Origin of the sequence: Massilia litorea (genome assembly GCF_015101885.1) — a bacterium.
Taxonomy (GTDB): Bacteria; Pseudomonadota; Gammaproteobacteria; order Burkholderiales; family Burkholderiaceae_D; genus Telluria; species Telluria litorea.
In genome coordinates this window covers 1,466,543-1,480,164 of sequence record NZ_CP062941.1, presented here as the reverse complement: position 1 = coordinate 1,480,164, position 13,622 = coordinate 1,466,543, and the positions used below count along the sequence as shown (strand labels likewise).

Here is a 13,622-nt window from a genome sequence, read left to right as displayed (position 1 = left end):
CTTTTCTTATTGCCATCGTACGAGCGTTTGCAACTCTGGCAGAGACCCTCATTGAATGAAACAGGACAAGAGCCGGGAGACGTAACGGCCATAGTTAACCTAACCACGACTGGGAAAAATATGAAACTTGCCTTACCGTTGACCGCAACTCCATATCGGGCTACAGACGCTACCGTCCGTGATGCACATGGGAACGCTCTTTTCATCGTGTCTCGGGAGATAGCAGAAGCGATCGTTGCGCAGTGTAATGCCGGAATGAACGAGCGCTTGCAACTCGCAGCGTAGTCGAGCCCTACTCTATTGACGAGCCCGCCAATCGGCGGGTTTTTTCGTAAAAGACGCTGCGTTAGCAAACAAAGCAGGTGCAGCCCATGCGACTGGAAACGGGCAAATTTGCGCCAGCAATGCACAAACCTGCGCCTGTCATTGTAAGAAATACAATATGCAAATCGATTTGACATTATTAGCGCAGAATTTTGCTAACGTAGAGTTCTTTCTGGCATGCATATTCCCATCGGAGGCAGTTGAACTTCAGGGTTCCTCGACCGATCTTCTCACCGTCAGTTCGTCCTGCTTCTGGGCGGTAAGTTCGCGCGCACCTTCCACGAACACTGGACTGGTCCATAAGGTGGGGGAAAACCTGGTCGTATTCAGGGGTTACGAAGTTTCGTCGGAAATACATTCCTACTCGCCCCCTGAGGATCTTTCGAGCATAGCGGCGGACGACTTACAAAATGGGGTTTTTTCTTTCTTGAGATTCGATACGGCTTCACAAAGCGCTACGATCAAATGTGACGCCTTTGGAATGAGTCCATTGTTTTACAGGAAAAACAACGGTAGTTGGTATGTCGCTTCTCATCCCGGCCTGCTTTATCTGGACGGCGATGTCCCCGACCTGACCAGTTGGGCGAGCCTGATGCAAAATGGCTACGTTCTGGGAGACCGCAGCTTTTATCACGACATCAAGCGCTTCGCTGCGGGTGCCGAAATGCAGATCACGGCAGAGCATTGCGATATAAGACAGTGGTTTGATTTTGCCAAGCTCCCAGCAGGGCAACAAGCGGTTGACGATGACGCCGTAGATGTCATCGAGACAGCGTTTCGAGCATCCATGGAACGTTGTATGAAGCTGAAGGTGGGGGAAGTAACCTTACCGTTTTCCAGTGGCTTCGATTCGCGGCGCTTCTTTGCCCTGCTGGTCAAGAAAAATATAGGTTTCAAGGCAGTCACCTGCCAGAGTTACAACCGCAAGCAGGGACGCGATTACGATATCGACTCGGTATATGCCCCGAAGATCGCGGCTGCCTTTGGAGTCGACTGCGAGGTGGTTCCGGCCAGCTCTCCAGATCAGCTGACCAAGGACGCGTTAAAACGGCAGCATCTCATCGGCACGGAGACCTTCATGCATAGCTGGGCCGTGCCTCTCATGCAATGGCTGGCTGGGCGCCCTCCTTCGCTGATATTAGATGGACTTGCAGGAGACGTCCTGGGCAACTCCAGCTTTGACATCGAAGGTTTCGACAGCAGGGCAAACGATTCGACCTCTGCAATCGTCGAGAAGGCGGTCAAAGAGGGCACATTGAGCCAACTGTCAGCCCGTGTCAATTCAGCAGACAGCTACCGCCAAAAATATAGGGAATACGTCAACAAATTTTTGCCCAATACGAATCAATCGCAGCTGGCTTTTTTGCAAGGCCGCACAAGACGTTGCATCGCGCCTTCAATCACGATGATGCATCCGCCAGGGCATGTGGTGGTATTCCCATATTGCGATCTCGAGTTCGCGTTCGCTGCCCTTTCTTACGATCCCGAGCAAAAGTACAAGCGCTATCTCCAGCGCGAATGCTTGCAGCGTTTTTACCCGGAGTTTTACGACTTCCCGAGTTCGCGTTGCCTGCCTGCCGACCATCCGCCAGTCGATGAAAGCATCAGCGAAGCACGGAGCCAAGTAGAAAAAAAGTATATTTATGGCGACTCCTCCGTGATCCGCTCTGCGTTTAAATATGTAAGCTTCAGCAACAAAGTCCTGCTATTTGCATCCCAGTTTGCACCAGCATTACGCCAACGCCGAGCCTGGTTATTCGGCCCACTCCTGATGATTGTACGGACCTACAAAAAAGCGCCTGTCTACATAAAACACGGCCCGAAGAGCCGGCAAGCACCCGTTGCAGGCACTGCTGATTCTGAAGTGGTGGATGTAATGGACGCCGAACTCGCCTGAGCCGTACGTGGTCAACTCGGTCAAGCAGATTCTTATCTTGCCGAGCTTAGGTTTCGGTCAATAACGAGGGTGACTTAACGAAAAACCTCTGTATGCTCGGCAAAGCCAGGCGCTGGGGATTTTGCTCCCCAGCGCTTGTTCAAGTACAGGCGCGCGGGATTTTCGATGAGATGGAAAGCCGCCCAGCCCGCAATGAGCGATAACAGCAGCCCCAGCACGGGTGGCAGCCCGCTGCGATAAGTCAGCTGGTAGAACGGCTGCTGCCACAGGTAGATCGAGAACGAATAGCGTCCCAGAGTGCGCAGCCAGGAAAATTCAAAAATGGCCAGCAGCCAGCGCGGCGCGTACGCCATCGCGTTGAGCGCCACCGCCAGTCCGCCCGCGCCAAGTACCACGCGTAGCTCGATGGGAACACTCCACCAGTGCGCTGCGATCCCGGCTGCGAGCGCTGCCGGCGCGATCCAGGCCCGGGCCAGGGCGTAGCGGCCTTGCGTGACAAGCAAGGCGAGGAAGCCGGAACAGAAAATACCGAACGAGGCGACCTCGGTGCGCAGGTAAAAGTTGGGTGCCTGCGCACCGGGGACCAGTGAATACACGGCGATCGCCAGCAGCATTGCGGAGACGATGACGGCAATGGCGTGCAGGCCGCGCCCGCCACGCGCGCGGCACCAGAAGGCGGCCAAGGACAAGAGCACATACGAGTGCTCTTCGACGCTCAAGGACCAGATATGCCCGAACGGCATGGTCCATCTAGTGGCCACGAAATAATTATTGGTGAAGGTAGCGGCGGACAGCAATTCGCTCGACGACACCTGGTTTCCGGTAAGGGCGAAGACCGCCGTGATCGCGGCCAGGTACACCACCACCGAGGGCACGACACGCGAAATCCTGCGCCGGTAAAAGCTGCCGAAATCCGTGCGCTGGACGAACAGCACCTGGGCCATCAACAGTCCGGAAAGAACGAAAAACAATGCCACCCCAACAGTGCCGAAATTAATCCCTGAATAAGGGAAAAAATGTCCGATCAACAGAAAGGCGATCGCGCATCCGCGCCAACCGTCGAGATATGGGATGTGTTGTTTCATTACGTTTCCAAAGTTTGCCCCAGTTTAATAACGAAACACTCGCCTTAAGAAAAAATATCTAGTTATTAGGAAATATATCGTGCAGTGTGGCTATCTTTCCACGCAAATATCGTCCAGCTTCAGGAATGGCCCTCAGACCAGCACTTCCGGCGCTTCCGGATGGCTGAGAAAACCCTGCGGACTGGCCGAGCGGCCGTAGGCGCCGGACTGGAACACGACCACCAGGTCGCCCACTTCCACTGCCGGCAGCTCCATGCGTTCGGCCAGCAGGTCGAGCGGGGTGCACAGCGGGCCGACGACGGAAGCCGTTTCGCGTTCGTTCGATTCGTTCATCCGGTTGCCGATCGCGACCGGATAATTCTTCCGGATAACTTGCCCGAAATTGCCGGAAGCGGCCAGGTGGTGGTGCAGGCCGCCGTCAGTGACCAGAAACACCTGTCCGCGCGACACCTTGCGGTCGATCACGCGCGCGACATAGACGCCGGCCTCGCCCACCAGGTATCGCCCCAGTTCGATCGACAGCTGCGCTTCGGGCAGTGCCGCCTTCACGCCCGGCAGCGCGGCGGCGAGCGCATCTCCGATCGGTCCCAGGTCGAGCGCCGCCTCTCCCGGAAAATACGGGATGCCGAAGCCGCCGCCGATGTTCAGGATGCGCACCGGGTCGCGCATCTGCCCGCTCAGCTGCTGGGCCAGGATAAACGTCTGGGCCTGGGCCTCGATGATGGCCTCGGCCTTTAAACTTTGCGAACCGCTGAAGATGTGAAAGCCGAGCACCGTGAGGCCGAGCTCCGCGCACAGGGCCAGCAGGCGCGGCGCATCCTCGGCGTCGATGCCGAACTGCTTGGCGCCCCCGCCCATGCGCATGCCCGACCCTTTTAACTCATAGTCCGGGTTGATGCGCAGGACCAGCAAGGGTGCGATGCCGAGCGCGTCGCCGACCCGCGCCAGCGTGCGCAGCTCGCGCTCGGACTCGGCGTGGACTACGGCGCCGGCGGCCACCGCCCGCGTCAGCTCGGCCTCGGATTTGCCGGGGCCGGCGAAGCTGATGCGGCCGGGGGCCATGCCGGTGTCGAGTGCGACCTTCAGTTCGCCGCCAGAGGCGACGTCGATGCCGTCGACCAGATGCGCCATGTGCTGGACCAGGGCCGGCATCGGATTGGCCTTCATCGAAAAATGCAGCTCCACCGCCGGCGGCAGGTGCGCGCGCACGTGGGCCACCCGTTCCGTCAGCAGGCGCCGGTCGTAGGCATAGAACGGGGTGCTGCCGACGCGCTGCGCCAGGCGCGTGAGCGGGATGCCGCCCACCTGCAGGCAGCCGTCCTCGACCGGGAACAGGGTCTGTGCGGCGTGGACCGGCTTCAGCTTCGCGTCTGCGTTCATGGTGTGCTTTCAAACAGGGTAATAAAGGCTTGCTGCAGCAGTTTGCGGTCGATCTTGCCGTTCGGGTTGCGCGCAAAAGGCTCGTCGCGCAACGCGACGTGGGCCGGCACCATCCAGGCCGGCAGGTGGCGCTGGCACGCTTTTAACAGGGCCGCGCCGCTAAGGCCCGCGTCCTTCGGCAGCGCCAGCAGCACGATCGCCTGCCCCAGCTGCGGATGCGGCACGCCGAAGGCAACCGCCTCGACCACCAGTCCGCTGGCGTAGACCACCTCCTCGACCTCGAGCGGGCTGACCCGGTAGCCGGAGACCTTGATCATGTCGTCGCCGCGGCCGATGAAATACAGGTAGCCCTCTTCGTCCATGCGCACCGTATCGCCCGACCAGACCGCCATCTCGACGATCGGCAGCGCCGGGTCGTGGCCCGGCGCCGGCTTGAAGCGCTCGGCGGTTTTAAGGGGATCGTTCCAGTAGCCGAGCGAGACGAGCGCGCCGCGGTGCACCAGTTCTCCCGGTTCGTTCGGCGCGCAGGGCGTGCCGTCGGGGCGCACCACCATGACGTGCGCGTTCGGGATCGCGCGCCCCATCGAATCGGGACGGCGATCGAGTTCGGATGGCGGTAAATAAGTGGAACGAAAAGCCTCGGTCAGGCCATACATCAGGAACAGCTCGGCGCGGGGCAAGGCCGCGCGCAGGCTGGCGACAGTCGCCGTCGGCAGCGCGCCGCCGGAATTGGTCAGATAGCGCAGCGAGCAGTCGCCCGGCCAGGCCAGGTTCGCCAATTGCAGCCACAGCGGCGGCACCGCCGCCAGGCCCGTGATGCGTTCTGCCGCCACCGCTTTCAGGATGTCTTTCGCGAACAGGTGGTTGATCAGGACCGCGGTGGCGCCGGCCAGGAAGGCACAGGTCAGCTGGCTCAGGCCGTAATCGAAGCTGAGCGGCAGCACCGCCAGGATGCGGTCCTGCGGCGTCAGCGCCAGGTAGCTCGCCACGCTGCGCGCGCCGGCCACCATGTTCCGGTGCGACAGCACCACGCCCTTCGGTTTGCCGGTGCTGCCCGAGGTGTACAGGATCGCGGCCATGTCGGCGTCGATCGGGCGGCGCGCGGCCAGCACGGCGGCGCCAGGAACCGCTTGCGCCGCGTCCCAGCTGCGCACCTCGACGGCGGCCTGCAGCGGCGCCGCGCCGGTCACGAACACGGTTCCCAGGTCCGGGCAGCCGGCCAGCACGTCCGTCAATTGCGCCAGCCGTTCCGGCGAGGTCACCAGCACCCGTACCTTGCAGTCGGCCAGGATGTGGGCCACCTGCTCGGGTTTCAGTTGCGGATTGACCGGCACGAACACGGCGCCGGCCAGGGCCGCGCCGAACATCGCGGCCACGTTCTCGATGCGCTTTTCCAGGAACACGGCAACCCGTTCGCGCGGCGCGATGCCGGCCTCGATCAGCGCGCCGGCCGCGCCCTCGACGGCGGCGGCCAGGGCGGCGTAGTCGAGGCGCACGGCGCCGTAGACGAGCGCCTCCGCAGCGGGCGTACGGCGTGCGGAATCGAACAGAAAATCGTGGATCAAATCAGCCATGGTCGTGATCAATACGGGGTCGAATGCGGAAGCGCGACATCAGGGCCGCGCAGCCCGCAATCTTAACAGCTTGCAGCTTTCCAGCCCGCGTATCGCGCCCCTGTCGCCAACAAGCGATGTCTCGTGGCAAATTTTTCAACACCCGGTTTATACTGGCCGGATGCGCGCGAACCCGTCACCCGTCCGGCCCCTGATTCCGCTGGCGCCGATCCTGTCGGCGTCCTCGTTCCGGCGCGCGGCCGCAGCGCCTGCGCGCACCGTGCTCGACGCCGGCAACTATAAACTGGTGACGAGCGGGCGCGTCGCGATTGCGCTGGCGCTGCGCGAAATCGGCGTGCAGCCGGGCCAGCGGGTGCTGGTGCCCGCTTACCACAGCGCCTCGATGATTCCTCCCGTGCTCTGGCGCGGCGCCGAACCCGTGTTTTATCGGGTGCACGCCGATGCCGCGGTCGATTTGCGGGACCTCGCTGAAAAAATCACTCCCGACGTGCGTGCCGTGATGGTCACCCATTATTTCGGCTTCCCGCAAGAGATGGCGCCGATCCGCGCCCTGTGCGATGCACACGGCATCGCCCTGATCGAAGACTGCGCCCACTGCTTTATCGGCGAGGCAGGCGGACGCCCGGTCGGCGCCTGGGGAAATTACGCCATCGCCAGCAGCATGAAGTTCTTGCCGATCTACGAGGGCGGCGCATTGGTATCGGCGCGCCACAGCCTGGATCACATCGTCCTGCACTCGGCCGGCGCCGGCTTCGAGGCCAAGGTGGCCCTGAATTCCCTGGAAAAAGGATTCATGTACGGCCGCCTGCCGGCCGTGCGCGCCGCCCTGTCCCTGCCGCTGCGCGCGAAAAGCGCGGTATGGGGACTGTTCAAGCGCAGGCGCGGTGGCGCTGCCCCGGCACTGGCGCCCGACTCCTCCGACAGCAGTTTCAATTTCGACCCGGCCTGGGTAGATAAACGCTCGTCGCTGTTCGCGCGCGCCATGCTGACACTGGCCGCGCCCGGGCGCATCGCCGCCCTGCGCCGCGGCCATTACCTGCGCCTGGAAGCGGCCGTGCAGGGCTTACCCGGCGTGCGCCCGCTGCATCCGCGCCTGCCCGACGGCGCCTGCCCGTGGGTATTTCCGCTGCTGGCCGACGACCCCGGGCGCCTGTTCGCACGCCTGCAGGCGCTGGGCGTGCCGCTGACCCGTTTCGGCACCCCGCAGTGGCAAGGTGTCGACGCCGCCACCTGCGCCAACAGCGCGATGCTGGCCGAACACGTGCTGGCCCTGCCCTGTCACCAGGAGCTCACGGAGCGCGAAATGTCCTGGCTGGCGGCGCGCCTGCGCGAGGCGGTGGCGCCATGAGCTGGACGCTTTATCCGGCGCGCGAGTTCGCGCGCCACAGCGGCGACTGGACGCGGCTGCACGCTTCGCTCGCCCCCACGCACGCCTCGGCCCTGCTGGCGGCGGAATTCGTCGCGCCGCTGATCGAACAGTTCGGCCGCGGCGACGAGTTGCTGGCCTGCCTGCACGATGGCGGCACGGTATGCACCATGGCGATCGTGCACCCGAGCCGGCGCGGCGCCTGGAGCACGTTTCAGCCGGCGCAGGCGCCGGTCGGGCTGTGGCTGCAGGAGGACGGCCGCGACACCGCGACGCTCGCGCGCGGCCTGCTCGGCGCGCTGCCCGGCTTCCCGCTGCTGCTGGCGCTGACGCAGATGGACCCGATGCTGGTTCCGCGCCCGGCCGAGGGACCCTGCACCCGCACGCTCGACTACATCGACACGGCGCGCGTGACCCTGGCCGGCAGCTTCGAGGATTACTGGAACGCGCGCGGAAAAAACCTGCGCGGCAACCTGAAAAAACAGCGCGCGCGCCTGGAGCGCGAAGGCATCGCGACGAGGATGGTCATCGAGCGCGCACCAGAAGCCATGGCGCAGGCCGTGGCCGACTACGGGCGCCTCGAAACCACGGGCTGGAAGGGAAGCGAGGGCACGGCGGTCAGCAGCGAGAATGCCCAGGGCCGTTATTATCGCGCCATGCTGGAAGCGATGGCGGCGCGCGCTGCCGCCAGCGTCTACCGCTATTATTTCGGCGAGCAGCTGGTCGCGATGGACCTGTGCGTCGAGGATGGCGCCAGCATCGTCGTGCTGAAGACGGCATATGACGAGAGCGTGCCTTCGAACCTGTCGCCGACCCTCCTGATGCGCGAGGAAGCGACCCGGCGCCTGTTCGACGCCGGCCGTTTCGAACGGCTCGAGTTCTACGGCCGCGTGATGGAATGGCATACGCGCTGGACGGAAGAGGTACGCACTCTGTACCATGTTAACTATTACCGCTGGCCGGGAGTGAAACGCCTGCACACGCTGCTGGACACCCGCACCAAGCTGGGTTCCCGCCCCGCCAACACAACGACGACGAGCTTATGAAGTACCTTGAAGAAGTCAAAACCCTGCTGATCGACGTGCTGAACCTCGGCCCGGCCGGACAATCGCTGGATGCCGATTCGCCGCTGCTGGGCAGCCTGCCGGAACTCGATTCGATGGCGGTGGTCACCCTGATCGGCGCAATGGAAGAACATTTCGGCATCATGGTCGACGACGACGACATCAGCGCCAGCACCTTCGCCACCCTCGGCAGCCTGGCCGCCTTCGTGGCCGAGCGCGCCGACGACGGTGCCAACTAAGGCATGAGCGACCCCGGCCACGCGCACGCCGACGCGTTCTTCCTCGACACGCCCGACGGACCGCGTTTCTGCATGTACCACGCGCCGCGCGGGGAATGCCGCGGCGCGCTGGTCTACGTGCACCCGTTTGCCGAAGAGATGAACCGTTCGCGCCGCATGGCCGCGCTGGGCGCGCGTGCGCTGGCGAACCAGGGCATCGGCGTGCTGCTGCTCGATCTGCACGGCTGCGGCGACAGCGCCGGCGACTTCGGCGACGCGACCTGGGACGGCTGGCTGCGCGACGTCGCGCAGGGACGCGCCTGGATCGAGGAACGCCTCGGCCGCACGGCCGGCCTGTGGGGCCTGCGCGTCGGCGCCCTGCTCGCGGTCGTGCATGCGCAAACGGCGGCCGTGGCGCCGGAGCGCCTGCTGCTGTGGCAGCCGGTCACCAACGGCTCGGGCTACCTGAACGGCTTTTTACGTTTGCGCCTGGCCGGAGAACTGCTGGCGGGCGGCAGCGACAGCGGCGGCACCGAAGCTCTGCGCGAAGCGCTGGCCGCCGACGAGGCGCTCGAGATCGCGGGCTATACCCTGAATCCGCAACTGGCCGCGGGCCTGGACGCGGCCGATGCGCGCGCGCTCGGCCCGCGCTGCCCGATCAGCTGGTTCGAAGTCACGGCAGCCGCCGGCCGCCCGCTGCCGCCGGCCGCGGTGCGCGTGGCCGATACCTGGAGACTGCAGGGCAGCCGGGTCGACCTGGTCCCGGTCCAGGGACCGCAATTCTGGACGGCGCCCGAAACGATCGATTGCCCGGCCCTGATCGAGGCAACCCTGGCCCGCCTGGAGACACCCGATGCCTGAGGAACGCGCAATTGCCTTTTCCTGCCGCGGTGCCTGGCTGTACGGCATCCTGAGCCTGCCGCAGGCGGCGGCGAGGCCATCGTCGCGCGGCGTGCTGATCGTCGTCGGCGGCCCGCAATACCGCGCCGGCAGCCACCGCCAGTTCACCCTGCTCGCGCGCGACCTGGCCCATGCGGGCATCCCGGCCATGCGCTTCGACTACCGCGGCATGGGCGACAGCGAGGGAGACCTGCAAAATTTCGAAAACGTCGACGACGACCTGCGGGCGGCGATCGACCGTTTTGTGGCCGAAGTCCCCGGCCTCTCCGAAATCGTGCTCTGGGGGCTGTGCGACGGCGCCTCGGCCGCTGCGATGTACGCGCCGCAGGATCCGCGCGTGGCCGGGCTGGTGCTGTTGAACCCCTGGGTCCGCACCGAGGAAGGGGCGGCGCGCGCCACCATCAAGCACTACTACAAGGACCGCCTGTTCGACGCGCGCCTGTGGAAAAAGATCGGCAGCGGCCAGTTCGATGTCAAGGACTCGGTCCGTTCGCTGTGGGACAACGTCGGCAAGGCGTTCGGACCGAAGCTGGACGCCGGCACGGCTGCGTCCCGCGACGGCGCGCCCTTGCCGGAACGCATGCAGGGCGCACTGACCCGTTTTGGCGGGCGCGTGCTCGTCGTCCTCAGCGGGGCCGACCTCACGGCCCAGGAATTCGCCGCGCTCTCGCACCGTTCCGGCCCCTGGCAGCGCCTGCTGGGTACGCCGCGCTTTACGCGCCAGCAGATCGACAAGGCGGACCACACCTTCTCGCGCCGGCCCTGGCAGGACCAGGTGTCGAGCTGGACCCGCGACTGGCTGCGCAGCTGGTGAGCTGAACGCCAGCCGGGCGCCGGCTCCCCTTGCATATCGCCTTCGTTTTCCTATCCTGAAAGTTGGTTAACGAACCAAAGCGGAGGTGCGTGATGGGTACCGTAGCGGTCAGCGAGATGGAGGAACTGCAGGGCAAGCTGAGGGGCAGCGTGGTGCTGCCGGGCGAGCCGGCTTACGACCAGGCGCGAACGATCTGGAATGCGATGATCGACAAGCGCCCGGCCATGATCGTGCGCTGCGCCGGCGCGGCCGACGTGCGCACGGCGGTCGATTTCGCGCGCGAGCACGGAATACCGCTGGCGGTGCGCGGCGGCGGCCACAACATCGCCGGCAGCGCCCTGGTGAACGACGGTTTGGTGATCGACCTGTCCGGCATGCGCTCGGTGCAGGTGGCGCCGCACAGGATGCGGGCCTGGGTCGAGGGCGGCGCGCTGCTGCGCGACGTCGACCATGAGGCGCAGGCCTATGGGCTGGCGACGCCGCTCGGCATCAACTCGACCACCGGCGTCGGCGGCCTGACCCTGGGCGGCGGCTTCGGCTGGCTGACGCGCAGGCACGGTCTCGCCATCGACAACCTGGTCGCGGCCGACATCGTCACCGCGAGCGGTGAGCGCCTGCACATCGACAGCGACAATCACCCCGACCTGTTCTGGGCCATCCGCGGCGGCGGCGGCAATTTCGGCGTGGTGACCACCTTCGAGTTCGCGCTGCACCAGGTGGGGCCCCTGGTCACCGCCGGCCTGATCGTCTTCCCCTTCGCGCAGGCGCGTTCCCTGCTGCGCAACTACCGCGACTATGTGGAGGCGCTGGACGAGAACATATCCGTCTGGGCCGTGCTGCGCGGCGCGCCGCCACTGCCCTTCCTGCCCGAGTCGGTGCACGGCACCGGGATCGTCGCCCTCGCCTTTTTCTCGCCGCAGCCGCCCGAACAGGTGCAGGCTGCGCTCGACACGGTGCGCAGTTTCGGCAACCCGCTGGGCGAACACGTCGGCGCCGTGCCCTACAGCGCCTGGCAGCAGGCCTTCGATCCACTGCTGGTGCCGCCGGCACGCAATTACTGGAAGTCGCACAATTTCAATACGCTGTCGGACGCGGCCATCGACGTCGTGGTCGACTATGCCGGCAAGCTGCCGTCCGCGCAGAGCGAAATTTTTCTCGGGCTGTTGGGCGGCGCGGCGAATACCCACGCCCCGGACGAGATGGCCTATCCGCACCGCGCCGCGCTGTATGCGATGAACGTGCACACGCGCTGGGAAGAAGCGGCGCAGGATGCGGCCTGCCTGGCCTGGGCGCGCGAATTTTTCAAGGCCGCGGCGCCCCATGCCGCCGGCACCGTCTACATCAATTTCCTGAACGAGGACGAAGTCGACCGCATCGCCGAAGCCTATGGCCCGAACTACGCGCGGCTCAGGCAGATCAAGGCGAAATACGATCCGGACAACCTGTTCCGCACCAACCAGAACATCCGGCCGGACGCTTGAGGCGCCGCTGAGACTTGCCACACCAGCGCCGCCTCTGCTGCGTTTGTTTCGACACAACCCTTACGCAGGCGGTATCGGCAGCAAGCTGTCCGCCTGCCCCACATGCATTCGGGCGCCCATCGCTCAGCCAGTACACGCGACACAGGGGATCCAGCGCGCTGCCAATGGTGCACTTGATTCTGTTGTATTAAGCCATCCATACGTAAATACATCTGGCAATTATGCCAAATTCAATGTAGGATTTTTCCTACTGTTGAGTAGATTTACCGATATTGGGTCTTTGAACGTCGATCCTCAGATTGTTAAGCCTGAAATCGCGTCGGCTCAGGCAACTCCCGCTGCATAACCACGTCAACTCCTATCGCATGAAACTCCCAGTGGCACGCACGCGCGTCTGCATCACGATCGACACCGAGTTCAGCATCGCCGGTGCCTTCTCGGACAAAACAAAACAGCCGGTTGCCGAACCGCTCGTCTGGTGCAATGTCGATGGCCGCTCGGAAGGCCTGGGCTTCATGCTGGATACCTTCCGCCGCTACGATATCCAGGCGACCTTCTTCGTCGACACACAGCACCGCCATTATTTCAAGCACGACCCGATGCGGCCGATCGCGCAGCAACTCCATGCCGCGGGGCACGAAGTGCAGCTGCACGCCCATCCCTGCTGGACGAATTTCCAGAACAGCGATTGGCGCAACACGCCGCGTGCTGAACGCATCAGCGACGATATTAGCCAGCACAGCATCGAAGCCACCGTCAAGCTCATCGATCAAGGCATCGACACCTTCAAGGAATGGGGCATTCCCCGTCCCCGCGCTTTCCGTAGTGGCAACCTCCACCATGGCGACGGCTTGTACCAGGCTCTGGCTCAAACCGGCATTACTTACAGCTCGAACATCGGCGTGGCGATCCATGACAGCGGCAATCCGGATTACCGCCTGTTCAGCGGCCAGCACCAGCGGCACGGCGTCAAGGAGTACCCGGTGCTGTCGTTTTCGGACTGGCGGATCGGCCCGAAACAAAACATCAAGTCGCTGACCATCGCCGGCTCGAGCTTTGCCGAAACGCGGCGCCTGCTCGAGAAGGCCAGGAGCGAAGGCATCCCGCTGGTCGTCGTACTGACCCATCCGTTCGAATTCGTCCAGAAGCGCGACCTGGCCTTCACGCAGACAAGGCCTGACCGCCTGACCCAGGGGCGCCTGCGCAAGCTATGCGAGTTCCTGCAGGAAAACAGCGACCGCTTCGATGCCTGTGGCCTCGCAAGCGCCGCCGATGCCATTCCCGCCGCCCAGGCTTCCGAGAACAAGCTGCTGAAGGGACGGCTCTGGCATACCGTGCCGCGCATGGTGGCGCAGGTTGCCAACGACCGTATCGGCAAGTGGAAACTCGCACAGCAGTACGGGAAAGCCGGTCGGAACGCGCTACCCGAGGATGTGAAAACTCTGCAAGGCAGGTAGGGTCAGACGGAGCTCGCTAACTTTATTTTTATAACAGGCCACGCGCCTTTCATTGCGGTCGA

At 63.9% G+C, this 13,622-nt stretch carries 11 protein-coding genes; 8 read left to right on the top strand and 3 right to left on the bottom strand.

The genetic code is table 11. From position 1 onward, the window contains the following. Window positions 1-442: 442 nt before the first annotated feature. A complete protein-coding gene (locus LPB04_RS06580; RefSeq protein WP_193687931.1) occupies window positions 443-2,221 on the top strand; it encodes an asparagine synthetase B family protein in 1,779 nt (592 codons plus the stop codon). Window positions 2,222-2,295: 74 nt separating this feature from the next. Here the strand turns inward: LPB04_RS06580 and LPB04_RS06575 are convergent, their stop codons facing one another. The 3 genes from LPB04_RS06575 to LPB04_RS06565 form a co-directional block, all read right to left on the bottom strand. Further along, window positions 2,296-3,306: an acyltransferase family protein gene (locus tag LPB04_RS06575; protein ID WP_193687930.1), complete on the bottom strand. Its 1,011-nt coding sequence runs from the start codon at window positions 3,304-3,306 to the stop codon at window positions 2,296-2,298. A 132-nt stretch (window positions 3,307-3,438) separates the two neighbouring features. After that, a complete protein-coding gene (locus LPB04_RS06570) occupies window positions 3,439-4,686 on the bottom strand; it encodes a pyridoxal-dependent decarboxylase, exosortase A system-associated (protein WP_193687929.1) in 1,248 nt (415 codons plus the stop codon). After that, a complete protein-coding gene (locus LPB04_RS06565; protein WP_193687928.1) occupies window positions 4,683-6,260 on the bottom strand; it encodes an acyl-CoA ligase (AMP-forming), exosortase A system-associated in 1,578 nt (525 codons plus the stop codon). Before LPB04_RS06565 ends, LPB04_RS06570 begins: the two co-directional genes overlap by 4 nt. Before the next feature lie 160 nt (window positions 6,261-6,420). Here LPB04_RS06565 and LPB04_RS06560 point away from each other — a divergent pair, with 160 nt between their 5' ends. The 7 genes from LPB04_RS06560 to LPB04_RS06530 all read left to right on the top strand — a co-directional run bounded on the left by LPB04_RS06560 (window position 6,421) and on the right by LPB04_RS06530 (window position 13,560). Continuing rightward, a complete protein-coding gene (locus LPB04_RS06560) occupies window positions 6,421-7,608 on the top strand; it encodes an aminotransferase class I/II-fold pyridoxal phosphate-dependent enzyme (RefSeq protein ID WP_193687927.1) in 1,188 nt (395 codons plus the stop codon). After that, the gene (locus LPB04_RS06555; RefSeq protein WP_193687926.1) at window positions 7,605-8,672 is read left to right on the top strand and encodes a GNAT family N-acetyltransferase; all 1,068 of its coding nucleotides are present in this window, start codon (window positions 7,605-7,607) and stop codon (window positions 8,670-8,672) included. Before LPB04_RS06560 ends, LPB04_RS06555 begins: the two co-directional genes overlap by 4 nt. Continuing rightward, on the top strand, window positions 8,669-8,929 hold the full coding sequence (locus tag LPB04_RS06550) for an acyl carrier protein (RefSeq protein WP_193687925.1): 261 nt from the start codon (window positions 8,669-8,671) through the stop codon (window positions 8,927-8,929). Before LPB04_RS06555 ends, LPB04_RS06550 begins: the two co-directional genes overlap by 4 nt. Before the next feature lie 3 nt (window positions 8,930-8,932). Beyond that, window positions 8,933-9,769, top strand: coding sequence for a hydrolase 2, exosortase A system-associated (locus tag LPB04_RS06545; protein ID WP_193687924.1), 837 nt, complete (start codon window positions 8,933-8,935; stop codon window positions 9,767-9,769). Beyond that, window positions 9,762-10,622 (top strand): hydrolase 1, exosortase A system-associated, encoded by an 861-nt coding sequence (locus tag LPB04_RS06540; RefSeq protein WP_193687923.1) that lies wholly within the window; start codon window positions 9,762-9,764, stop codon window positions 10,620-10,622. The genes LPB04_RS06545 and LPB04_RS06540 overlap by 8 nt, the downstream gene beginning before the upstream one ends. 92 nt (window positions 10,623-10,714) lie before the next feature. Continuing rightward, the gene (locus LPB04_RS06535) at window positions 10,715-12,103 is read left to right on the top strand and encodes an FAD-binding oxidoreductase (RefSeq protein ID WP_193687922.1); all 1,389 of its coding nucleotides are present in this window, start codon (window positions 10,715-10,717) and stop codon (window positions 12,101-12,103) included. A gap of 377 nt (window positions 12,104-12,480) precedes the next feature. Further along, window positions 12,481-13,560: a polysaccharide deacetylase family protein gene (locus tag LPB04_RS06530; RefSeq protein WP_193687921.1), complete on the top strand. Its 1,080-nt coding sequence runs from the start codon at window positions 12,481-12,483 to the stop codon at window positions 13,558-13,560. The last annotated feature ends 62 nt before the right edge of the window (window positions 13,561-13,622 follow it).